General features: G+C 43.2%; 23 protein-coding genes. 5 read left to right on the top strand and 18 right to left on the bottom strand.

Annotation, left to right across the window (positions count from 1 at the left end):
- Positions 1 to 302: 302 nt before the first annotated feature.
- From FHS10_RS13595 to gcvH, 10 genes are all read right to left on the bottom strand, one after another.
- Positions 303 to 989 carry a peptidoglycan DD-metalloendopeptidase family protein gene (locus FHS10_RS13595; RefSeq protein ID WP_259091508.1) on the bottom strand — a complete coding sequence of 229 codons (687 nt, stop codon included), beginning with the start codon at positions 987 to 989 and terminating at the stop codon, positions 303 to 305.
- A 12-nt stretch (positions 990 to 1,001) separates the two neighbouring features.
- Positions 1,002 to 1,379, bottom strand: coding sequence for a 30S ribosome-binding factor RbfA (gene rbfA / locus FHS10_RS13600; protein ID WP_259091509.1), 378 nt, complete (start codon positions 1,377 to 1,379; stop codon positions 1,002 to 1,004).
- 116 nt (positions 1,380 to 1,495) lie between these two features.
- Complete coding sequence (locus tag FHS10_RS13605; RefSeq protein WP_259091511.1) at positions 1,496 to 1,870, bottom strand: hypothetical protein; 375 nt, start codon at positions 1,868 to 1,870, stop codon at positions 1,496 to 1,498.
- A gap of 9 nt (positions 1,871 to 1,879) precedes the next feature.
- Positions 1,880 to 3,106: an FtsX-like permease family protein gene (locus tag FHS10_RS13610; protein WP_259091512.1), complete on the bottom strand. Its 1,227-nt coding sequence runs from the start codon at positions 3,104 to 3,106 to the stop codon at positions 1,880 to 1,882.
- A 74-nt stretch (positions 3,107 to 3,180) separates the two neighbouring features.
- Positions 3,181 to 3,819, bottom strand: a complete 639-nt coding sequence (locus FHS10_RS13615; protein WP_259091514.1) for an MBL fold metallo-hydrolase — start codon at positions 3,817 to 3,819, stop codon at positions 3,181 to 3,183.
- Between the two features lie 468 nt (positions 3,820 to 4,287).
- Positions 4,288 to 4,899, bottom strand: a complete 612-nt coding sequence (locus tag FHS10_RS13620) for a SprT-like domain-containing protein (protein WP_259091515.1) — start codon at positions 4,897 to 4,899, stop codon at positions 4,288 to 4,290.
- 270 nt (positions 4,900 to 5,169) lie between these two features.
- Positions 5,170 to 7,284: a ferrous iron transport protein B gene (gene feoB / locus FHS10_RS13625; RefSeq protein WP_259091517.1), complete on the bottom strand. Its 2,115-nt coding sequence runs from the start codon at positions 7,282 to 7,284 to the stop codon at positions 5,170 to 5,172.
- Between the two features lie 10 nt (positions 7,285 to 7,294).
- On the bottom strand, positions 7,295 to 7,510 hold the full coding sequence (locus FHS10_RS13630; protein WP_259091518.1) for a FeoA family protein: 216 nt from the start codon (positions 7,508 to 7,510) through the stop codon (positions 7,295 to 7,297).
- Between the two features lie 294 nt (positions 7,511 to 7,804).
- Positions 7,805 to 8,200, bottom strand: coding sequence for a VanZ family protein (locus tag FHS10_RS13635; RefSeq protein ID WP_259091519.1), 396 nt, complete (start codon positions 8,198 to 8,200; stop codon positions 7,805 to 7,807).
- The gene (gcvH, locus tag FHS10_RS13640; protein ID WP_259091520.1) at positions 8,201 to 8,581 is read right to left on the bottom strand and encodes a glycine cleavage system protein GcvH; all 381 of its coding nucleotides are present in this window, start codon (positions 8,579 to 8,581) and stop codon (positions 8,201 to 8,203) included.
- 402 nt (positions 8,582 to 8,983) lie between these two features.
- Between gcvH and FHS10_RS13645 the strand changes: the two genes are divergently transcribed.
- The 3 genes from FHS10_RS13645 (at position 8,984) to FHS10_RS13655 (ending at position 12,326) form a co-directional block, all read left to right on the top strand.
- Complete coding sequence (locus FHS10_RS13645) at positions 8,984 to 9,814, top strand: mechanosensitive ion channel family protein (RefSeq protein ID WP_259091521.1); 831 nt, start codon at positions 8,984 to 8,986, stop codon at positions 9,812 to 9,814.
- Positions 9,815 to 10,390: 576 nt separating this feature from the next.
- The gene (locus FHS10_RS13650; RefSeq protein ID WP_259091522.1) at positions 10,391 to 10,963 is read left to right on the top strand and encodes an RNA polymerase sigma factor; all 573 of its coding nucleotides are present in this window, start codon (positions 10,391 to 10,393) and stop codon (positions 10,961 to 10,963) included.
- The gene (locus FHS10_RS13655) at positions 10,953 to 12,326 is read left to right on the top strand and encodes a carboxypeptidase-like regulatory domain-containing protein (RefSeq protein ID WP_259091523.1); all 1,374 of its coding nucleotides are present in this window, start codon (positions 10,953 to 10,955) and stop codon (positions 12,324 to 12,326) included. The genes FHS10_RS13650 and FHS10_RS13655 overlap by 11 nt, the downstream gene beginning before the upstream one ends.
- A 40-nt stretch (positions 12,327 to 12,366) precedes the next feature.
- On the opposite strand, the gene FHS10_RS13660 is transcribed toward FHS10_RS13655, so the two are convergent.
- From FHS10_RS13660 to aspS, 8 genes are all read right to left on the bottom strand, one after another.
- Positions 12,367 to 12,681 carry a low molecular weight protein tyrosine phosphatase family protein gene (locus FHS10_RS13660; protein ID WP_259091524.1) on the bottom strand — a complete coding sequence of 105 codons (315 nt, stop codon included), beginning with the start codon at positions 12,679 to 12,681 and terminating at the stop codon, positions 12,367 to 12,369.
- A gap of 11 nt (positions 12,682 to 12,692) precedes the next feature.
- Positions 12,693 to 13,358 carry a hypothetical protein gene (locus FHS10_RS13665; protein WP_259091525.1) on the bottom strand — a complete coding sequence of 222 codons (666 nt, stop codon included), beginning with the start codon at positions 13,356 to 13,358 and terminating at the stop codon, positions 12,693 to 12,695.
- A 26-nt stretch (positions 13,359 to 13,384) separates the two neighbouring features.
- Complete coding sequence (locus FHS10_RS13670; protein WP_259091526.1) at positions 13,385 to 13,891, bottom strand: DUF4440 domain-containing protein; 507 nt, start codon at positions 13,889 to 13,891, stop codon at positions 13,385 to 13,387.
- A 90-nt stretch (positions 13,892 to 13,981) separates the two neighbouring features.
- The gene (locus FHS10_RS13675) at positions 13,982 to 15,289 is read right to left on the bottom strand and encodes an amidohydrolase (RefSeq protein ID WP_259091527.1); all 1,308 of its coding nucleotides are present in this window, start codon (positions 15,287 to 15,289) and stop codon (positions 13,982 to 13,984) included.
- Between the two features lie 110 nt (positions 15,290 to 15,399).
- Complete coding sequence (locus FHS10_RS13680; RefSeq protein WP_259091528.1) at positions 15,400 to 15,861, bottom strand: FKBP-type peptidyl-prolyl cis-trans isomerase; 462 nt, start codon at positions 15,859 to 15,861, stop codon at positions 15,400 to 15,402.
- 241 nt (positions 15,862 to 16,102) lie between these two features.
- Positions 16,103 to 16,582, bottom strand: coding sequence for an FKBP-type peptidyl-prolyl cis-trans isomerase (locus FHS10_RS13685; protein WP_259091529.1), 480 nt, complete (start codon positions 16,580 to 16,582; stop codon positions 16,103 to 16,105).
- Between the two features lie 166 nt (positions 16,583 to 16,748).
- A complete protein-coding gene (locus FHS10_RS13690) occupies positions 16,749 to 17,228 on the bottom strand; it encodes an FKBP-type peptidyl-prolyl cis-trans isomerase (RefSeq protein ID WP_259091530.1) in 480 nt (159 codons plus the stop codon).
- 68 nt (positions 17,229 to 17,296) lie between these two features.
- A complete protein-coding gene (gene aspS / locus FHS10_RS13695) occupies positions 17,297 to 19,042 on the bottom strand; it encodes an aspartate--tRNA ligase (protein ID WP_259091531.1) in 1,746 nt (581 codons plus the stop codon).
- 507 nt (positions 19,043 to 19,549) lie between these two features.
- Here aspS and FHS10_RS13700 point away from each other — a divergent pair.
- Together FHS10_RS13700 and pnuC are read left to right on the top strand one after the other, a co-directional pair.
- Positions 19,550 to 22,006, top strand: coding sequence for a TonB-dependent receptor (locus FHS10_RS13700; RefSeq protein WP_259091532.1), 2,457 nt, complete (start codon positions 19,550 to 19,552; stop codon positions 22,004 to 22,006).
- A gap of 102 nt (positions 22,007 to 22,108) precedes the next feature.
- Positions 22,109 to 22,738, top strand: a complete 630-nt coding sequence (gene pnuC / locus FHS10_RS13705; RefSeq protein ID WP_259091533.1) for a nicotinamide riboside transporter PnuC — start codon at positions 22,109 to 22,111, stop codon at positions 22,736 to 22,738.
- Positions 22,739 to 22,770 lie beyond the last annotated feature (32 nt).

The following is a 22,770-nucleotide window of genomic DNA, read 5'->3' on the forward strand; positions in this document are numbered from 1 at the left end:
TAAACGTAAGGAACTGGCTTCGTTAAAAAGGTTAGCTAAAAAACACAATATGCAATTGGTTTAAAATCAATACATTAAGATATGTGTCATTGGCAGGAACGAAGGATCTTCTGCGCTCTGCTTATCTCAGACTTTTATAACGAAGAAGATCCTTCAAACGTTCAGGATGACAAACGTTTTACAAAACATCATGGGTTAGGAACGAAGCAATCGCGAACTCTGCAAATCCGCTCTGTAGAGCATGAGATTGCTTCGTGCCTCGCAATGACATGGATATAAATAAGTTGACCCAAGAAAACACTTCAAAACCCCAACACCAAGCCTGGATCGGGCACATTCCGCTTATACTTTTCCATTTCGGAGTGCTTACACACACCGGGGTAATCGCCAAACTTACCTTCGATATCAAACATCAATTGAAAATGCAGGTGCGGCGGCCATTGGCCGTTTTCGGTATTATCGCCAAGCGTGGCTATCTGCTCGTTTTTTTTAATAGACTGCCCTACCGCCAAACCATCCAGGCTTTTACGGCTCAGGTGGCCGTAAAGGCTGTACAGTGTTAAACCATTCAAATTATGTTGCAGAATAATGCAAGGCCCGTAATCGCCGGGATTATTGTTATCCTGAAAGCTATGCACCACCCCATCAAACGGGCTATAAATGGGTGTACCATCCGCCCCCCAGATATCAACGCCAAGGTGCAGGCGGCGGGGTTCGTCCTCCGTATCAAAGTGGGCGCTTACGGCATAAATGGTGCGGTGCTCCAGGTATCCACCTATACCATAGCGGCAGTTGTTTGCTTTTAGCTTATCGCCTACCCACTGGGTAAATTGCTGGTTATCGGCTATAATGGCTGTGGTAAGCTCGGTATTAGCCGCCGTAAAATCTAACGCACAAAGCCGGTCGGTACCGGCTTTGTAATCAACCACCTTGCCAACGGCATCGGGGTGGTTGTGTAAATACGTTTTGAGCTTTTGGTGCTGGTCCATCAGGGTAAATAACTATTCTTCCGTATCCGGCTGGCGCTCTTCCTTGCTTATTTTGTCAAATATCTTGTCCATGCGTTCAACGTATTCGCTGGTATCGTCGATAAAAAATTCCAGTTGGGGGATAATCCTTACCTGGTCTTTAATGCGGGCACCTAATTTATAACGGATCTCTGAGGCGTGCAGTTTTATAGTTTGCAAAGCCAGCTGAAAGTTGGTGCTGCTGCCAAAGAAGCTCAGGAATATCCGGGCGATGGCAAGGTCGGGCGTTACGCGTACCTTGGTTATGGTTACTAATGTATTGGGCAAATAATTCATGCCTTCGCGCTGAAATATGGCCGCGAGGTCTTCCTGTATAACTCCGGCAAATTTTTGCTGACGTTTTGATTCCATGATGATAAAGTTAACGCCGCTAAGGCAGATGTTTGTTTATTTGGTAACCCGTTGGGTAATATGTAATTTTTTGTTGTGAAAAGTTGAGCTTATAACTCAACACTCGCAACTTAAAACTAATTACACATATCCTGTGGGATTTCTTTGGTTATTTTTACTACTTTTTTAACTATAAGTGTACTATCGTACTCGGAGCCTAAACCCTCTTTGCCCGATTTTATTTTTACACCTTCTACCTCAACATAAACAGGCTCATAAGGTTTTTCGAAATTCATTTGCGAGTACTGCAACTCTAACATGGCCGAACTATCGGTTACCCAAAACTCCTGGCTGTTATCACAATCTTTAAATGATTTAATTTCGGGGCCAAAACTATATAATCCTTTATAAACAACCGGCTTGGCTGGCTCTTTGGGGTTCCTGTTACATGAGGATGCCGCTAAAAAAAGAATAAATAAGAAGGCGAAATACTGAATATACCTGATCCTCATATAACAAATTTACAAATCCTGTTTGATATCGTCCAATCCTTTGATACTTAATCGTGCGCTAATACCGGCCGCGATTATCGAAATGGCCCCTACTGTTAAAAATACCAGGCCAAAATCGCTGATCTTGATGTCAATCGGGTATGAATCCAACACCGAATTACTTGAGCCCATTTTTATAAAACCATAGCGCTGTTGCACCAGGCAAAAGGCAAGGCCCAATACTATCCCACCCACAAAACCAGCGAAGGATATCATCATCCCTTCAAAAAAGAAGATGCCTTGTATGGTGCGTTTATTAGCACCCAAACTGCTCAAGATGGCAATATCCGCACGTTTATCAATAACCAGCATGGTTAACGAGCCAATGATATTAAATATTGCGATAATAAGCACAAAGGTTAGGATCATAAAAATGCTCCAACGCTCATAATTTAACGTTTTGTACAGTTCGGTATTTTGTTCCTTGCGGTTTTTAACGGTGAATTTATCGCCTATGGCCTCTTTTATTTTATCCTGAATAGCGGTAATATCGGTGCCTTTTTTAAATGTAAGTTCCAGTGAGCTAACCTCTTTAGGTTCATCAAGCAAATCGCGGGCAAACTCTATAGGAGTTACCACGATGTCATCAAACTCCTGCTGAATACCAAACACGCCCGAAGGGCTGATTGACCGCACCACAAATTCGTCTAGCGGGTTGACTGAGCTTACCGTTGTACGCCGGGTAGCTAAGATCTCAATAGGTGCCAGATCATCATGCACATTGATACCCAGGCTGCCCTGAATGGTGCCCCCGATAACCGCAAAACTTCGCCCCTCGCTTTTCAGTGTGAACGACCCGTTGTGTACTATGCTATCCAGCTGCTTATTTTTCAAAAAGTCATCACTTACCCCTTTTATAGTCCCGATGATTGGTTTATCGCCATAGCGGATCAATACCTTTTCCTGCAAAACCTGTGTAAATGAAAAAATGTGCGCATCCTTATGCACGGCATTAAAGTAAGGGGTGTTGGGATCAAAGGTTTTGCCCAGGCGGGTTTCTATCTTGATCTCGGGCGTAAAATTGCTGTATAGCGACAGGATCACTTGTTCGAACCCATTGAACACCGATAGTATAATTATAAGCGCCGCGCTGCCAACAAGTACCCCAAGCGTAGAGATGCCCGAGATGATGTTGATGGCATGCATCTTTTTGCCCGAGAACAGGTATCTTTTAGCTATGTAAACCGAAGTGTTCAATTGAGTGGCGAGTTAGCAGTTTTGAGTGATGAGTTTAGCCTACGTTAGAGCTTTTGACTTTTCAATTTTGAATTTTAACTTAAAAACGGGTTGTTTTGTTTTTCGAAGCCAATAGTTGTTTCGGGACCATGACCGGGGTAAACCGTGCAATCATCAGGCAGGGCAAACAATTTGGTTTCAATGTTATCCATCAGCTGGGTAAAATTACCGCCCGGCAAATCTGTACGACCGATGCTCATCCTGAACAACACATCGCCCCCTATTAAAATATTGGCAACCCTATCATAAAAACATAAAGAAGCCGGCGAATGCCCCGGTGCAAAAACAAACTCCAACGTGGTATTACCAAATTTTACACTACCGGTTTCTGGCAGGTATGTATCCGGCAATGGTGATACCTCATACCTGATCCCCATTTGCGGGGCGTATGATACCACGGCCGTAAGTACCGGCAGTTCGCCTTCATGAAATTGAGGTTTAAGTCCGTACTTATCAAACACAAATTTATTACCCAGCACATGATCAATATGGCAATGGGTATTAAGCAGCAAAACAGGTTTTAAATTATTATCCGCTATAAAGTTAGTTACTACATTTTGCTCGGTAGCGGTATATATGCCCGGGTCAATAATGACACATTCGCCGGTTTCATCAAACAAAATATAGGTGTTTTCCTGGTAAGGATTATTCACAAATGATTTAACTTTTGCCATGGGGTAAAAGTAATGATTTAATTTGTTCCTTGTTGAGGATAGGGAATGAAGGATGTATTCTGGTATTTTTCAGGCCTTGGTACATCTGCCATGTCATTGAGTTTTTAAATCCGGGGACTATGAAGGTGAAATGATCTTTCAAATAAAGAACTGTCATCCTGAGTTTTAAAACCCGGGCGACTCTGAAGGAGGAAATGACGTAGATCGCATGGCGTAGAAGACTCACCCGCCAGCGCTACGCGCGGCACCCTCTTCGGCTTTGCCGGAAAGAGGGGTTTGAATATTTTTGTATTTATATTACTTGTAATCAATTGATTAACTATTAAAACCCCTCTTTCCACCGCAGGTGAAGAGAGGGTGGCGGGCGTAGCCTCGCCGGGTGAGTCTTTTCCCGCGTTCAAAGCGAATGTTTAAGTCATGCTTTCCTTCAGAGTCTGCAGATTTTTTACTCAATAACATAGTTTTATTTTACTCTTCCACCAACTCCACCTCGGCTACCGGGCTAAATAAATAAACGCGTTTGGTTTTTAACTCCACGCATTTAAAGCGCTTGCGTAATTGTTCTTCTTTACGAAAAACGCGATCCCCTTTTATTTTGAACAGGGCTTTCATTGGCAGTTTTTCTACCGTAGTTACGGTCTCTTTCACCGCATCGTATTTTCGTAATGAACGGTACAGGTTAAGATCTGAACAGCTGGAAGCTGCCGGATTATCGAGGTAGCTGGTGATGGCATGCTTAATATCGGCCGGAAAAATATCTTTTTCAAAAAAAGGTTGCATCATTTTTTTGAAATTATTTTTCCATTCGGTGCCGTGCGGTTTGGCTTTTTGCTTATGCTCATTCCAGGTATGCAGGTGTGCAAACTCGTGTACGGTGGTTACCAGAAAAGCGTAGGGGTTAAGATCATAGTTCACCGAAATACGGTGACCTTTACCGGCATAAGGCGAACGATAGTCGCCAAATTTAGTGCCGCGGTTGCGCGAAATTTTAAACTCGCATTTAAAGTAGTCAATCCATCTACCGATGAGCGGGGCAGCATCGGGAGGAAGATACCTTTCTAAAACTTTTACTTTATCCAATGTTTACCTCAACACAAATATAATGATTTCATCAGTTCATGGTTGATGGTTCATAGATCATAGCCGGAAACTTTCAAGTAATTACAAACAGATTATTATTTGTTAATAGCTCATGGCTAATTGTTCATGGTTGATAGTTCATAGATCATAGCAGGAAGTGGGTTGTATAAATGAGCAGATACGCTTAAACCAAACATACCATGAACCATGATCTATTATCCATGAACTATGAACGACAAGTCTTGATACTAACTACTTACTACTAAAATTCTATTTCAACAAATGATACACTATAAAACTCGCAGTATAGGCTAAGGCGGTCATATAGGCAAACTGGGCCGCTGGCCAGCGCCAGTCTTTGGTTTCGCGGTATACTACGGCCACGGTGCTGGCACATTGCATGGCAAAGGCGTAAAACATCATGAGCGAAAAGGCCACGGCTAATGTAAACACAGGTTTACCGGTATCAGGATTTTTAGCCTCATGCATTTTTTCCTGTACCGATTGCAGCTTGTCTGCATCGCCTTCCACGCTGTAAATAGTAGCCATGGTGCCTACAAATACCTCGCGGGCAGCAAAAGAGCTAATGAGTGCGATGCCTATTTTCCAATCAAAGCCCAGTGGCTTAATTACCGGTTCAATTACGTGACCGAACACACCAGCATAAGAATTTTCCAACTTTTCGGAAGCGACAACCTTGGAGAGGCTATCAGGCGTCATGGTTTTGGTGTATTTGGGCTGACTGAATGTTTTATCGATCTGTGTAAACCTATCTCCGGGGCCATATGATTTCAACACCCATAAAATGATAGATACCGCTATGATCACCTTACCAGCCTGCAAAACAAAGGTTTTTGAGCGGTCGTACATGGTAAAGGCCACGTTTTTCCACCTTGGCATACGGTATACGGGTAACTCCATAATGAAGTACCCACGTTCGCGGGCTTTTAAAATGAATTTCATTACAAAAGCCACCAATACTGCCGATACAATGCTGAGCAGGTACATGGCTGTAAGCGCAAGCCCCTGCAGGTTAAATACCCACCATACGTTTTTATTAGGTACCACTAAGGCTATCAGCAAAGTATAAACGGGTAAACGGGCCGAGCAGGCTACCAGGGGGGTAACCATGATGGTGATCATCCTATCCTTCCAGTTTTCGATATTACGGGTACTCATGATAGATGGAACCGCGCAGGCAAAACCGCCAATAAGCGGCACTACCGATTTGCCGTTAAGCCCAACCTTGCGCATTACTTTATCCATCATGAACGTAACACGAGACATGTAGCCCGTATCTTCCAAAATAGAGATCAACGCGAAAAGAATAGCGATTTGTGGCACAAATACCAACACACCGCTTAAACCTGCGATAACACCATCAACCAGTAAACTTACCAGCGGACCGGCAGGCAGCGTTTTTGTAAGCGTGCTTTGTACCCAAATGAACAGATCTTCAATCAGCGACATCGGATAGGCCGACCAGGAAAATATAGCCTGGAAAATGAACATCAATATGGCAAAAAAGATTACAAAGCCAAATATCTTATGGGTAAGGATCTTATCTATTTTATTACTAACCGATTCATCGTGCGCTGTTTCGGGTTTTTTAACGGTATCGTACAGGAGATCGTTTATGAAATTATAGCGGGCGATGGTTTCTGTGGCCTGGGCTTTTTGTGAGTGAAAGGAATGCTCCTTTTCCAGCTCCTCTATACGCTCGCTTTCCGTGGTCGATAAAAAGTCAAGTGTTTCATGCTGATGGGCCAGCTGGAGGGCAAAATAAGGATTATCTATCCGGTACTCATCCTTGATCTGTGCTATCAGTTGCGGCGCAATAGCATCTACATCAATAGTATCCTGCTGTAATGCAATTTTATTGGCATAGGCGATGGTATTTTTTAGCTCATCTATCCCTTTTATCTTCCGTGCAGAAATGGGTACTACCGGTACACCTAACTTTTGGGCAAACAAATTAACATCAATAGTAATACCCGCCTTTTCAGATACATCTATCATGTTAAGGGCCACCACCACCGGAATTTTCAAATCGGCAATCTGGGTATATAGCAGCAGGTTGCGTTTAAGATTTGATGCATCCAGGATCACCACAATCAAATCGGGTACCATGGCTTTGGCTTTATCGGCCAACACCGAAAATACGATGGATTCGTCTTTGCTTTTGGGATAGATGCTATAAGTACCAGGCAGGTCAATGATCTCGGCCGTGCGGCCATCGGGCAATTGGCAAAAGCCTGTTTTTTTATCAACAGTAACCCCCGGGAAATTTCCTATTTTTTGATTAAGACCGGTTAAAATATTAAAGAGAGTTGATTTACCGGTGTTGGGATTTCCTACAAGTGCAACTCTTATATCGGCTTTCAAGGCTACAAAACTACTGCAAAACTATAGTGGAGGCTTCAAATCTACGCAAGCTTAACTGGTACCCGGAAACATGAATAGCAATGGGATCACCAAGTGGGGCGATGCGTGAAATTTTAATTTCTTCGCCAGGTAAGCAGCCCATCTCCATCAGTTTTACCGACATTTCAAGGTCGGTAAATTCCTTTACAATTCCTGTTTCGCCTATTTCAAGTTGTGAAAGTGTCATCGTGTAGTTTTAACCTCAGCAAATGTAAGCTTATTTATATTAAATCCAAATAAAGCAACCTTGCAGTTGTAAATTATTTGAAAATTTGGGGATTTGAAAATTTGAAAATGATTTTAGGATGATACAAATTCAATGAAGATAGCGATGCCAAGCATTTTCAAATCTTCAAATTAACAAATTTTCAAATTATAATCACATTTAACAGCCCCAAACGTAGGGCAGCCGCAGCCTTTGTGGAAGATGCCACATGACGAAAAGCTTAAGAGCACTATGGCTCCTGCTAATATGAAGAGTTTATTTTTTTTCATTGCCAATTGCGCCAATTGTAAGCATAACACCAAAAACACCCATACAAACACCAAGCACATCGCAAAACAGATCATTCCAGTCTGCATCCCGCCAGGTAAAAACTTTTAGCTGTAGTATTTCAATTAAGCCACCATAAAAAATAGCCAATATGGTTACTACAGCCAGCTGTTTATACGGAAATGATATTGGCTTTTGTTGCCTGATAAAGGCATTACAGCACAAAACTGTTAAGGTAAAAAACAAACCGGTATGCGTAAGCTTATCAAACCCAGCGAAAAACAGGGGCGATTCGCTCTCTGATTTCAGGTCAACGGCACAGATAATTAAAATAAATAAGGCCCACAAAATTGCGGGCCCGTAATATTTTAGTGTTGCTTTCATTTAAGCGCCAACAACTTCTTTATAAGCATCGGCCGATAAAAGGCCATCAATTTCAGATAGATCGGCAATGCTGATCTTTACCATCCAGCCTTCGCCGTAAGGGTCGGTGTTTACCAGGTCGGGCTGGTTGTTAAGCGCCGCGTTAATTTCGGTTACTGTACCGGTAACAGGCATAAAAAGGTCCGATACTGTTTTTACAGCCTCAACGGTACCAAAAACGTCGTCTTTGGCAACTTCTTTCCCTAAGGATGCAATATCTACATAAACAATATCACCCAGTTCGCCTTGTGCAAATTCAGTGATGCCTATTATAGCTTCATTGCCTTCAACTTTTATCCACTCGTGGTCTTTGGTGTATTTTAATTCAGCGGGAAAATTCATGTCGTTAATTTTATGTGTCCAAAAATAATAAAACTTTAGGCTATCACAATAATTAAAGATTTATTAGGATAGCTTCCGTTCAAACATATTTGTTTGAGGTCAGTTCAATTTGTTTTATGGCAAATTGAGCCCAGTTTTTTATTCCGGCAGACGCCTTTATTTGCAGACCCCTGATCAATATCTTCTGAAAAACGCCTTCCGCAAAGTTTTGAAGCTCAAAATGCAATGCGATTTATTTAAGATTTAATTAAACAATATAAATACCAGGATATTTATTCTCAAGAAAATTAACATTAAGTCTCTGTTAATCTTTTACTTGCAATAAAAACCTTGCTTTTTAATCTGTATCTTAACAATACTTTAAAAACCATATTATTATTAAAAACCCAACCCTTTCTTATTATGCAAAACGTAACTTTTTACACCAACGCAATACTGGCCTGGCTTAGCACTTTTGGCCTTAATTTATTGAGCTCGCTATTGGTATTTGTAATTGGCCTTTATCTTATTAACTGGATAGGGCGCCTGCTTAACACATCTATGGCCAAGGGAAAAATTGATGTTTCACTTCAATCTTTTTTTAGCAGCCTGATGATGGCCGGCTTACGGGTATTATTACTAATAACCGTTGCCGGTATGCTGGGCATACAAACCACATCATTTGTAGCCATTATTGGCGCACTTGGCCTGGCGGTTGGCCTGGCTTTGCAGGGTTCATTGGCAAACTTTGCAGGCGGCGTACTTATTCTGGTATTTAAGCCCTTTAAAATAGGTGATATCATTGAATCGCAGGGGCAAACCGGGGCGGTAATTGAAATCCAGATTTTTAATACCATACTGCTCACTCCCGATAACAGAACAGTTATACTGGCCAACGGGGCGGTATCAAATAACACGGTAGTTAATTTTAGCAGGCATGGTAACATCCGTGTAGATATTTCATTGGAGATTAAGCCGCAAAACGATATGGATTTGGTACGTAAGATAGTTATTGACGCGTGTCTTAGCCATCCGCTGGTTTTAGCCGACCCAACACCTGTTGTAAACATATCTAAAATAAATGACGGAAAAATAACCCTTGGCATATGCCCTTTTACACAGGCACATGATTACTGGACAGTATTTTTTGGCACCCAGGAGCTTATCAAAAAAGCTTTTGAAGAACATCAAATAGATTTACCCGCGCCACATTTGTTTGTTACCCAAATGCCACATGTGGCCTCAAACGCTTAGTCATTTACAAGGCTTTTTATAGCGATGGGTTTGAAACCTTGAGTGTTCGAAAGATTTTTTATTCCCTCCCAGCGGGAGGGTGCAATGCCATTAAGTTAAGAAAAATATTAAAAATTTAATTTCGCGCAAAAACGCCAGGACGCTAAGAAAAAAAAAGCAAATCACTTTGCGCCTCCGCGTCTTTGCGCGAAAAACCTCTTAACTCAATGACATTGCCTCCTTACCCCGAGGAAGGAATCGCACATCCCCATACTCTTTTCTTCTTTCGAACACTCAAGATTTCAAACCCATCGCTATCTGGCAGAAAATGCAATAACCCTGCTTATCCTCCCTATTTGCGGCCATTGCCATTTTGATAACCTATTCATAAATGACACTTTGCTTAAATTGCGAATTACGCAATCCCACCTTATCCCCTCAACTAATGTAGCGGTTGCTACTTGACCCCAACCCGGTTAAACCCACCAATACCAACATCATTTATATCAATTTTTTGGTACTTGTTTGTTTTTATGAAGATGCTGGCCGATGTTAATTTCCATAAACCGTTAAAAAACATTTATTTTGTAGCTTTTAATGACCAATTTTATTAAACCAGGCAAAACAGGCACATCAACAGATGAAGAACTGCTTAGTACATACCGCAATAACGGCGATGTAGCGGCTTTGGGGGCACTATATGAAAGATATATGCCCCTGGTTTATGGCGTTTGTTTAAAATACCTGAAAGATGAAGACCTGGCCAAAGATGCGGTGATGGGTATTTTTGAAGAACTGGTAGAAAAAGTTAAAAAACACGAGATCAGCATATTCAAAAACTGGCTTTATGTACTTGGGCGCAATTATTGCTTAATGCAGTTAAGGGCAGGCAAAAAGTTAAACGTGGTTAATTTAGACGAGGTTATGGAATTTACCCCGCTTTTGCATCCTGAAGATGATAACCGCGAAGAAGCTTACAAGGCTTTGGAAACATGTATTGATAAACTGGCCGGCGCGCAAAAACAAAGCATCGATCTGTTTTATTTAAAAGAGAAGTGTTACAAGGAAATAGCCGAACTAACCGGCTTTACCCTTAACGAAGTAAAAAGTTATATACAAAACGGCAAACGCAATCTTAAAATTTGCCTGGATAAAAACAGTGGAAACTAAAAAGGCCAACATATTGCAGATCAGGAAGTACCTTAACGGGGAGCTTGATGCCAAAGCTATGCACCGGCTTGAACGTGAAGCGCTTGACGATCCTTTTTTAATGGATGCCCTGGAAGGCTTTGAAACTGTGCCTACAGACCAGCAAGCCAATCTTGCCGATTTAAGCGGTCGTTTACAACAACGTGTTGCGCCGCCACAAAAAGGCCGGGTTATTGCCTGGCGCACATGGTCAATAGCTGCATCGGTATTGTTGGTATTAACCATTGGTGGCTTGTGGTTAAAAAAAGCGCCCCCTGTTCAGGAAAATAAACAAATCGCGCTCAACAAAGCGGAAGACAAAGCAATAACACCGGATAAAGCTCCCGTTGCGGATAATACAAAAGTAGAGCTTAAAGATACCGTTGCCGCAAAACCTTCCAGTACACCCACTGCTTTGTTAGCCAACGCTACTCAAAAACAAACGATAATTAAACCAGGCGATAAATCAGTTTATCAGCAGGAGATCTCGGCAAGCGACAATAAGAACGCGACAGCCGTTGCTACACTTAAAGAGGTGCCAATAACTGCGCCGGTTACCGAACCTGCTGCTGGAAACAAACCCGAAAACCCGGCCTTAAGCGAAATTGTTGCCTTAAACTATAATGATAAAAAAGCCGATACCCTGGCCATGCTTGCAAAAAGGGCAAAAGACAAAGCATCTATACCACTTGAATCAAAACTACAGGGCAAGGTTGATGGCGTAACAACGCTGACATCAAGGGAATCAAATTCGGGCTATAGCTACAACAGTATCTCGGGCATCATCAGGGCAAAAAATGATGGATCGCCGGTTATTGGGGCGGCCATCCGGATGCAGGGCACTAATAAAAGCACAGTAACCGATGCTAATGGCTACTTCGCCATGCCTGCAACCGGTAAAAAGGAAACATTGGAAATAGCCTCCATTGGCTATCAGCCCAAACAAATCAGCGTCAAAAGCGGCGATAGTTTAAAAGTAGAGCTCAACCCAAACGGCGCGCTTAATGAAGTGGTAGCTGTTGGTTATGGCACCAAAAAGAATGCTGACGATGAACCTGTGCCTGTTGTATCTGCCCATCCGCAGGGCTCTATGAGCGCATTTAAAAAATACCTGCAAGCCAACGCCGTACTTCCCGATGGCGATGTAACCGGCACAGTTAGCGTTACATTCACCGTTGAAAACAACGGCTCATTAAGCGATTTCAAGATCAAGAAAAGCCTTAGTCCCGCGGCCGATCAAAAAGCAATCGACCTGATCAAAGCAGGCCCCACATGGATAGGCAGCAGCAATGGTAATGCCGAACAGGTTAGTGTTAAGGTAAAGTTTCTGAAAAAGCAGAATTAAGAGTCAAGAACCAAGAATCAAGACCGAAGCTCCCGTTTGGTCAAAAATATTCGCTTAATAAACCTTTTAGGGTATCTATTAGTTCCGGATCATTGTATTGATAATTATCTTCGATATCAAGTACAATGATCTTTTTGCCGGTTAGTTCAAAACGCTGTTTTAGCAATTCTTTGTGGCGGCGTTTCATCACAAATATTACGTCAACTTTATCAATCATTTTTTGATTTACGCGGATGCGCGCTTTATCGCTTGTGCCTGCCGAATAGGCGGTATGATCAGGATGATCTTTAAACAATAGCTCGGCAGTGGGGCTGCGCCATTGGTTTTTACTGCAGATGAAAAGGAGGTTGGCCAAAAGAGATAAAATTAATTCCCGGTAAAAACCTGCGAAATCCTATAAACAACAATTATCACCGTAACCGCTATGGCTATGTACAAGATCCATTTTCCTTGCTGCCGGTCGTTTTCATTATAGGCGTACACCCGCTCACCATCGGGGAGTGTTTTTTTGAAGGTTACCAGGTACCAGCCTATAAAAATGCCTAAGGCTCCACCCATTATGGCAAAAATATAGCCCACAATTATCCACCCGTTTTGTGGTGGCTCGGGTGTTTTAAGTTCTTCCAGTCGCTCCTTTTTAAGATCGGCCAGCATCTTCTCGTTGATGGTGACGCCTCGTTCTGTTAATATTTTGCGTGCAAGCTGGTAATCAAACGGGCTCCACTCATCGGCTTTGGCTAATACCTCAATCAGCTCGGCGTCGGTAAAGCTGTACAGGTAATGCTCCTTATCGGCATTGTTAACATTCTCCAGCTCATTTTCATTCAGCAGTTTGGTTACCCGTTCAAAATCCCCGGCATCTATTTTTACAGAATATTGCCTGGTGAGCTCATTACTCCTAAAACCAGGATCAAACGATTGGGCGTTTTCTTCCATGGTATAAGTTATACCATTTGCATCTAATACATCAGTCAATGCGTTGGCAAGGGCAATGTCGTCAAATCGTTTAAATAAAATCAATTCGGGTTCCATAAAGGAGTTTTTAGGTTATAGATAGATCATAAGCCGTTTTTGGGTATCCAGGCCTGGCTTTTAATGAGCCATTTACCGCTCACATACCTAAAAACAAAGGAAAAGGCACCCTCCTCATTAAACGGATCCCCGTTGATAGTGCCGGTATATTCAACAGGGACCACCAGGTAGGCCACCTCCTCGGTTTGCTGAAAGATCTTGATCTTTTTTACGTTCACTAAAAAATCTTTGATCTTAAAATCTTTAACCGCCTTTTGTACCGAGTTTACCCATTGCACGCCGGCCAGTTGCCCATTCCATGAATACGGCTCCTGTTCGTCGGTTACCACCGCATTGGGGGCATACATATCAGTAACCTTATCAATATCAAAAGTATAAGATGCTTTTAAAACGGTGTTGATGGTTTGCAAAACCTCGGGCTTTACTTTTTTTACAGTATCCTCAAGGCTTAAACCAGTCGCAACGGCTTTTTGCCCTGTTATAAACATTAATAACAAGCCCATGCATATCATAACCAACAAGCCCTTCCTCATGATATCCAAAAATTGTAATTCATTTCATTTGCCATTGCGTTTATAAAGTTAAGCATCAATCCGCGATATAGCAATATCAATGTTCCACCATTATTTTCCTTTACCTGCCATATAATCAAGCGTTAAATTACACAAGGCTTTTACACCTAACGCAAAACCACTTTCGTCAATATAAAAATCGGGTGTGTGGTGCGATGGTGCTTTAAGCGGGTCGCCACCTTTGGGCATGCCTCCTAAAAAAATAAATAGTCCCGGTACTTTTTCCTGGTAAAAGCTAAAATCTTCGGCACCGGTAACGGGTGGTTTAAGCAATACATTGGCTGCGCCCGCGGTTTGCTGCAAAGTGGGCAGCATCTTTTGCATCAGTTCGGGGTTATTGTACGTAACCGGGTAATGGGTACTGTAGGGTATCTTTACTTCGGCAGTAGCGCCCTGGGCTTCGGCCGTTTTGGTAGCGATCTGCGTAACACGATCAACCAGCAACTTTTCATCCGCAGCCGTAAACGCACGCAGGGTGCCTAACATTTCCACGCTTTCGGGGATGATGTTTGAGCGGTTACCGCCTTTTATAGCACCAATGGTTACTACAGCAGGGTTTTCGGTTACGTTGATATTGCGACTTACAATGGTTTGCAGGTTGTTGATGATCTCGGCAGATACCACAATAGGGTCAACGCTCGACCATGGGTAAGCCCCGTGCGCCGACCGCCCCTTTACGATGATTTGCATATCATTAACACCGGCCATGGTGCCGCCCGGGCGATAGGTTATTTTACCAACTTCGGTTTGTGAATTGATGTGGAGGCCAAATACTACGTCGACCTTTGGGTTTTCAAGCACGCCTTCTTTTACCATTTCCTCGGCGCCGCCTTTCTGACCAGGCTCTACGCCCTCTTCAGCGGGTTGAAATATGAATTTTACGGTGCCGTGCAGCTCGCTTTTCATTGACGACAGCACCTGGGCCACGGCCATCAGAATGGCCATATGTGAATCGTGCCCGCAAGCATGCATCACCCCTACTTCCTGTCCATTATACGTAGTTTTTACTTTTGATGCAAAAGGCACATCGGTGCGTTCAACAACGGGTAAGCCATCCATATCTGCCCGTAAGGCCACAACCGGACCGGGCTTCCCTCCCTTTAAAATACCCACTACCCCGGTGGTAGCTATACCGGTTTGCACCTCGATACCGAGCGACTGCAAATGTTTAGCTATAATGGCCGATGTGCGCACCTCATGGTTACCCAGTTCCGGATGTTCATGAAAATCGCGCCGCCAGGCTATTACCTGGCTTTGCAGGGCATCTGCCTTATTGCTTACCTGTGCTTTTTGCGCTGCGTTTTGCGCAAATAAGGGTATCGAAAAAAATAAAAATATGGGGAGTAGTTGTGCTTTCATCCAGGGGCTTTTTTGAACAGTTAATATAAGCACAATACTTCGAAATATAGCACCACAGTTCCAAAAGCAGAAAGCTAAAGGCAGAAAGCCAAATTAACGCCTGGCTTTATTTATTTAACTGCGGTTACATCAATATCAAAAACCAGTATAGAATTGCCTGGAATTGGGCCATTAGCACTTGGGCCATACCCCAGCGCCGATGGCGCTATCAATAATATACTTCCCCCTGCCTTTACATGTGGGATTCCTATTTGCCAGGCCTTTACTAAATTGGCTAACGGGCTTGTAAAGCCATTAGCAGCATCAAACGGCGGGCCGTTAATAAGCTTGCCCCTGTAATTTACAGTAACAGTTGAATTTGCTGTTGCATTAGCGCCCGTACCCTCTTTAACTACCTGGTAATATAAGCCCGATGAATCTTTAACGGCTTTGATTAAAGGGTTATTGGAGAGGTAAACCCTAATGAGTGAATCATCCGTTCGGGCTTGCTTTATAGCATCAACAGGTGGTGTGTTGGTACAGGATGCCAGGGTAACAATTGCAACAAATGCAATCAATAATAAATTCTTCATCTTTCTTTTAAATCTCTGCGGCTAAAACTACAGAAATATAGCCATAAAAAAGGCCCGGCGATGCATCATCCCGGGCTTTGATATTTTAAATGGCTGAGGTTGAGCCCCAGTGTCATTAAGTTAAGAAAAATATTAAAAATTTAATTTCGCGCAAAGACGCCAGGACGCTAAGAAAAAATAAGCAAATCACTTTGCGCCTCTGCGTCTTTGCGCGAAAAACCTCTTAACTTAATGACACCGGTTAAGCCCCCGGCGCTGTTGTATCAATGTTAAATATCAAAACAGAGTTTGCAGGTATTTTGCCATTGGCCGATGTACCATACCCGTAAAGTGAGGGAATCAGCATCAGCACTTTAGAGCCGGTAGGTACATGGGGCAATACGATTTGCCAGCCATAAATTAAGGTTCCTAAAACGGCGCTAAAGTTTGTGCTTGAGTCGAATACGGTACCGTCAAGCAAAGTTCCTGTATAGCTTACTTTAATGGTTGAACTTAGCGTTGGATAAGTTCCTGCTCCCTGGCTGGTGATCTGGTAATAACAGCCCAGCGTATCCTTAACATTGGTAATTTCGGGGTGAGCAGCCAGATAGGCCTGGATAGCGGCATCATCCGTTTTGGACTGTTGTATCGCGTTTGATATTTCGGGATCGGTTGATTTTGTACACGACCAAAATGAGCAAATACCTAAAGGAAGTAAAATTAAAAATAGAATTTTTTTCATTTTCTTATAAATCAGTTAACATTAAATGGGGTTAAAACACTCGAACGTTACAAATAGCAAAAAATCAAATGGTTATCATCTTAATTTCTGCCATACGTTACGCAAAATATACCGAAGCATAAGGTTTAAACACTCATAATAATGGTTAACACCCGGCGGTGTTTGGCTAATTGGTTACGCCATTCAGGGTAACTGAAAATATCAGTACCGAATTAGGTGGGATAACGCCTGCCTGGGCATTACCATAAGCGTAACGGGAAGGACTAATAATAAGCATCTGGCCGCCTACCTTAAGGTAAGGTATAGCAACCTGCCATGCCGGTATCAGGTTATTTAGGCGGTACACCAAATTTGTACTTGAATCAAATGTAGTACCATTGGTTAACTTACCGGTATAAGCCGCCGTTATGGTGCTTGTTAAAACCGGCGCAGCACCGGTACCTTGTGTAATTATTTGGTAGTACACGCCTGTGGTATCCTTTACAGCATGAATTTCAGTATGCACTGCAAGATACGATTGTATTGTTGCATCGTCAAGAGCAGCTTGTTTTGCGGCGTCAAAAGGAACTACATTATCATTGTTTGATTTAATACAAGATGATAACATGGCGAAGGGAAGTAATAACAGAAGTAGCGTTCTTTTCATTTTTTATAAGATCAGTTTATTCCCAATACGCTCAAAACTCCATTAACGCTACAGCTGCCAAAACTTATTTATACCGTAGTTTTTATTTTTAGCTCATTCATCTGTGTATCAGCGATAGTTGATGGTGAATCAATCATCACATCCCTGCCCGAATTGTTTTTAGGGAAGGCAATTACATCGCGGATAGAATCCAGGCCTGCAAATATCGATACTAACCTATCAAAACCTAATGCTAAACCACCGTGCGGCGGCGCGCCATATTCAAAGGCATCCATTAAAAAGCCAAATTGTTTTTGTGCTTCCTCTGGCGAAAACCCAAGATGTTTAAACATCAACGATTGCGTAGCACGGTCATGGATCCGGATAGAACCACCACCAACTTCGGTGCCGTTCATAACCAGGTCATACGCGTTGGCGCGTACTGCCCCTGGGTTTGTGTCTAACAAATCGATATCCTCGGGCTTAGGCGAGGTGAAAGGGTGGTGCATAGCGTGATAGCGACTTGTTTCCTCATCCCACTCCAGTAAAGGAAAATCCAACACCCAAAGCGGGGCAAATTTATTTTTATCGCGTAAGCCCAAACGGTTGCCCATTTCTAAACGCAGTTCGTTCAGTTGTTTGCGTACTTTATCGGTTTGGCCGGCAAGTACCAGCATAATATCACCTTTTTCGGCATTGAAAGCGGCTGCCCAATTGGTCAGCTCATCTTCGCTGTAAAATTTATCTACCGACGATTTTAAAGTGCCATCTTCATTATAACGACAATAGATCATGCCGGTAACGCCAATTTGCGGGCGTTTTAACCATTCGGTTATTTCATCTAACTGTTTACGGGTATAGCTTGCGCAACCTTTGGCATTGATACCAACCACCAGTTCGGCATTATCAAAAACGCCAAAACCTTTGCCTTTAACAATGTCATTCAGTTCTACAAATTCCATTCCAAACCTAATGTCCGGTTTATCAGAACCATACAGGCGCATGGCATCGGCGTATTGCATTCTCGGGAAATCGCCCAGGTCAATGCCTTTTACTGTAGTGAACAAGTGGCGGGTTAAGCCTTCAAAAATGTTTAATATATCTTCCTGGGTGATAAAGGAAAGCTCGCAATCAATCTGGGTAAACTCTGGCTGACGGTCTGCACGCAAATCCTCATCACGGAAACACTTTACGATCTGGAAATAACGGTCGAACCCGCTCACCATCAACAATTGTTTAAATGTTTGGGGCGATTGCGGCAAGGCGTAAAACTCGCCCGGATTCATGCGGCTTGGCACCACAAAATCGCGCGCGCCTTCGGGGGTCGATTTGATCAACACCGGGGTTTCAACCTCTATAAAATCAAGATCACTTAAATACCTGCGTATTTCCTGGGCCATTTTATGGCGTAAAACCAGGTTGTTACGGATAGGTGCGCGGCGTAAATCAAGGTAACGGTATTTAGCACGCAGTTCCTCGCCGCCATCGGTTTCATCTTCGATCATAAACGGCGGAATTTTGGCCGCGTTCAGGATCTCGATATCTTCCACAACAATTTCAATTTCGCCGGTTGGGATCTTGGTATTTTTGCTGGTACGCTCAATTACTTTACCAATAACTTTTATCACAAACTCACGACCAAGCTCGCGGCTTTTTTCGCGGATGAGGGCATCTGTATCGGTATTAAAAACCAACTGGGTTAAACCATAACGGTCGCGCACATCAATAAATGTGGTACCGCCCAAATCTCGCGATTTTTGTACCCATCCGCATAAAGTAACAGATTGGCCTAAATTGCTGATATTTAATTCGCCGCAGGTGTGAGTTCTAAGCATAACAATGTTTTATAAAAGTTTGCAAAAGTAAGTTTTTGATTTCGGATTTCGGATGTTCGATTTCGGAATTTGATTTTTTACAGGTAACTATCATAGTCACCAAAGGCATAACTAAGTGTTAAAAGTTGTCATATAATTGATTTCATTACAGCCGCTTCTCAACATGCCTCCTGTAAATCCGAATTCCGAATTCTCAAATCCCAAATCAAATCCTATCTTTGCCTCATAATTCTCAAGGGGTGCCTTGCTTTGGTGTAATCAAAAACAAATTGTTTTTACCAAACTGAAAGACAGGCTGAGATCAAACCCAGGAAGCCCCCCAGCCCCCTAAAGGGGGAGTAATCAAACTTAAAGCTAAAACTTTAGGCATATTTACTCCCCCTTCAGGGGGGCGGGGACTCCCGCACCTGATCCGGATAATGCCGGCGTAGGGAGAGGTAACAAGTTAAGTGTACTGCCATTGTACCCTGGTGAGCAGATGGTTTAACTAATTTTAGTTTACAAATTTTGAAAAATGTATTCGCGGCGATTTTCGCCCTGCTGCTGCCTGTCCTGGCATCAGCCCAACTTTCCATTTCGGGAAAGGTAACCAACACATCCGGCGAAGCACTGCCCGGCGCTACCATTGCCATTTTAAATCCATCATTAACCGCTGTTGCCGATGCCAATGGCAAATACCTGTTTAATAACCTTAAACCAGGCAATTATACGCTGCAGGCCAGCTATGTTGGCTATCAAACTATTAATAAAAATATTGTTCTGGGTGCCAATATTGTGGTAAACCTATCGCTAAGCAATGGCACATTTACCGCCGAAGAGGTTACCGTAAGTTCAACCCGGGCGGTTAAAAATTCGCCTACTGCCTTTACAAATCTCAGCAAAAAAGACCTGGCTAAAGGAAATTTCGGGCAGGATCTGCCTTACCTTTTAAGCTTAACCCCATCGGTAGTAACCACGTCAGATGCAGGCGCGGGTATTGGCTACACCGGTATCCGCATCCGTGGTTCTGATGCTACCAGGGTTAACGTTACCATCAACGGCATCCCCTTAAATGATGCCGAAAGCCAGGGTTCATACTTTATTGATCTGCCCGATCTGGCTTCATCCGTAGATAACATCCAGGTGCAGCGTGGGGTAGGTACATCTACCAATGGCGCAGGCGCTTTTGGTGGCAGCATCAACATTCAAACCACCACCCGGCGGGATACAGCTTATGCCGAGATTAATACTTCGGGCGGCTCATACGGATCTATCAAAAACACGGTTAATGCCGGTACTGGTTTACTCGGCGGGCATTTTAGTTTAGATGGCCGCTTATCACGCATCCACTCCAACGGGTATATTGACAGGGCTACCTCCGATTTAAAATCGCTTTACCTGAGCGCCGCCTGGTACACCAAAACCAGCACACTAAGGGCCAACGTAATATCGGGCCATGAGCGCACCTACCAGGCCTGGAACGGCATTGCCGATTACGTAATAGGCGATAACACCCGTAAAGATAACCACACTTATAATGAGCTTGGCCTGATGGATACTGCCGGTAATTTTTATAAAAACCAGGTAGATGATTACCTGCAAAACCATTACCAGTTATTGTATGATCAAAAAATAAGTGATAAGCTATCCTTTAGCGGCGCGCTGCATTATACCAAAGGCAGCGGTTATTATGAGGAGTACCGCCCGCAGGATGCCGTGGCCAACTATGGCTTAAACCCGGTTATTATAGGTACCGATACCATCAAAACCACCGACCTGGTACGCAGGCTTTGGCTTGATAATAAATTTTACGGCGTTACTTATGCCTTAAAATATCAACCCCAAACTAACCTGAACATGACCCTTGGCGGTGCCTATAACCAATACGAGGGCGCGCATTTTGGTGATGTTGTTTACACCAAAGAAAGCGCCGGCATAGGACCTAACTATGAGTACTACCGCGATAACGCCAAAAAGAACGACTTCAACATTTTTTACCGCGCCGAGTGGCACATCAATAAAGTGTTACTTTATGCCGATGCCCAATACCGTCACCTGTATTACAATTTTTACGGCATCGACCAAAACCAGCAAAACGCGCAGCAAAGTATCGAGCTCAATTTTTTTAACCCAAAGGTGGGCATCACTTACCAGTTTAATGAACAAAACAATGTCTACGCGTCATTTGCAGTAGGTAACCACGAGCCCAACCGCGACGACTTTGTTAATGCTACTCCGCAAAACCGTCCCAAAGCAGAAAACCTAAAGGATTTTGAAGCGGGTTACCGCACTATAGGCAAATTTTTTAGCGGCGGCATCAATGCCTTTTACATGCTGTATAAAAACCAGCTGATTTTAACCGGGGCGCTCAATGACGTAGGCTCGGCTATACGCACCAACGTTCCGGATAGCTACCGCGCCGGCGTGGAATTGGATGGCAAAGTAAGGATAACCAGCCAGCTCAACTGGGGATTAACCGCTACCTGGAGTGCCAATAAGATCAAAAACTATCACCAGTTTTTCTCCAATTATGACGACGGATCATTGGTTGAAGAAACCTTAACAACAACAACTATTGCTTTCTCTCCATCGCTTACGGGAGCCAGCATTATTAGCTACAGCCCGTTTAAAGGCAGTGAATTTTCATTTATCAGCAAATATGTAGGCAAGCAATATTTGGATAATACCATGAACCAAAACCCGGCGGGCTTTGGCATAGCACCCGATAATTTGAGCAACCCTTATGCTGCCAACCGTTACCTTAAAAGCTATTTTACCAGCGATGTAAGGTTGCGTTATAATTTCAGCATCAGTTCGGTAAAAAATATTGGTGTGGGCTTGCTGGTTAGCAATATTTTCAGCAAAAAGTACGAGGCCAATGGCGCTACCTATCCTGATATTGAAAGCGGGCATTTGGTTAATTATAACTACTTTTTCCCGCAGGCACCGCGTAACTTTTTAGCATCGTTGAATCTTAGCTTCTGATGCACACGAATGGATGCACACGAATGGATGTACACGAATGGCACGAATTGGAGCGAATTTCACGAATTGCCTGGCTGCGGATATTTATTTAACTAAGCGCTAATGCATAATCTGATCTCTCTTTTTATAGAACAAATAAAGGAAACCACCTGGGTGCAATGGCTTGCTGTTGCACTGGGTGTGGCCGAAGTTTTGCTGGCGCGGGTTAATAATATATGGCTTTACCCCGCGGGGATTTTAGGTACATCAATAGCTATTTACCTGCTGCTGGATGTAGGCTTGTATGCCGAATCGATACTGAACGGTTACTACGTGGTCATGAGTGTTTACGGCTGGATCTACTGGCTAAAAAAGAAAAACGAACCGCCTGTAAAAATTAGCTGGCAAACCAAAAACGAATGGATCATTAGTTTGACCATATGTGTTGTTGGGTGGGTGTTTTTTTATGTGCTGCTCAAAAATCTGCCGGCTAAATACTTCACCCCATCAAACGTACCGGTTTGGGATGCCCTGATCTCATCAACCGCCTGGGCCGGCATGTGGCTTTTGGCTCGTCGTAAAATAGAGAACTGGGCATTTTTAAATGTATCAAACCTGTTTGCCATACCCATACTGTTTTACAAACACCTGCCCATGTTTGCACTGCTCACCATCTTTTTATTTATCATCGCTATTTTTGGATACTTTGATTGGGCGAAGACAGAGAAGCAAGAGTCAGGAAGCAAGAGTTAAGACTGTTTTTGCGATTGAAAGAGCAGGGTTAG

It is taken from the genome of Mucilaginibacter dorajii (genome assembly GCF_024808255.1).
Classification (GTDB): Bacteria; Bacteroidota; Bacteroidia; order Sphingobacteriales; family Sphingobacteriaceae; genus Mucilaginibacter; species Mucilaginibacter dorajii.

Coding starts and splice junctions, on each gene's coding strand:
- FHS10_RS13605 (WP_259091511.1), bottom strand. CDS start 1,870: ATGAGGATCAGGTATATTCAGTATTTCGCCTTCTTATTTATTCTTTTT.
- FHS10_RS13645 (WP_259091521.1), top strand. CDS start 8,984: ATGCAAAACGTAACTTTTTACACCAACGCAATACTGGCCTGGCTTAGC.
- gcvH (WP_259091520.1), bottom strand. CDS start 8,581: ATGAATTTTCCCGCTGAATTAAAATACACCAAAGACCACGAGTGGATA.
- FHS10_RS13685 (WP_259091529.1), bottom strand. CDS start 16,582: ATGAAAAAAATTCTATTTTTAATTTTACTTCCTTTAGGTATTTGCTCA.
- FHS10_RS13680 (WP_259091528.1), bottom strand. CDS start 15,861: ATGAAGAATTTATTATTGATTGCATTTGTTGCAATTGTTACCCTGGCA.
- FHS10_RS13615 (WP_259091514.1), bottom strand. CDS start 3,819: ATGGCAAAAGTTAAATCATTTGTGAATAATCCTTACCAGGAAAACACC.
- FHS10_RS13630 (WP_259091518.1), bottom strand. CDS start 7,510: ATGACACTTTCACAACTTGAAATAGGCGAAACAGGAATTGTAAAGGAA.
- pnuC (WP_259091533.1), top strand. CDS start 22,109: ATGCATAATCTGATCTCTCTTTTTATAGAACAAATAAAGGAAACCACC.
- FHS10_RS13635 (WP_259091519.1), bottom strand. CDS start 8,200: ATGAAAGCAACACTAAAATATTACGGGCCCGCAATTTTGTGGGCCTTA.
- FHS10_RS13665 (WP_259091525.1), bottom strand. CDS start 13,358: ATGGAACCCGAATTGATTTTATTTAAACGATTTGACGACATTGCCCTT.
- FHS10_RS13595 (WP_259091508.1), bottom strand. CDS start 989: ATGGACCAGCACCAAAAGCTCAAAACGTATTTACACAACCACCCCGAT.
- FHS10_RS13690 (WP_259091530.1), bottom strand. CDS start 17,228: ATGAAAAGAACGCTACTTCTGTTATTACTTCCCTTCGCCATGTTATCA.
- FHS10_RS13675 (WP_259091527.1), bottom strand. CDS start 15,289: ATGAAAGCACAACTACTCCCCATATTTTTATTTTTTTCGATACCCTTA.
- FHS10_RS13670 (WP_259091526.1), bottom strand. CDS start 13,891: ATGAGGAAGGGCTTGTTGGTTATGATATGCATGGGCTTGTTATTAATG.
- aspS (WP_259091531.1), bottom strand. CDS start 19,042: ATGCTTAGAACTCACACCTGCGGCGAATTAAATATCAGCAATTTAGGC.
- rbfA (WP_259091509.1), bottom strand. CDS start 1,379: ATGGAATCAAAACGTCAGCAAAAATTTGCCGGAGTTATACAGGAAGAC.
- FHS10_RS13650 (WP_259091522.1), top strand. CDS start 10,391: ATGACCAATTTTATTAAACCAGGCAAAACAGGCACATCAACAGATGAA.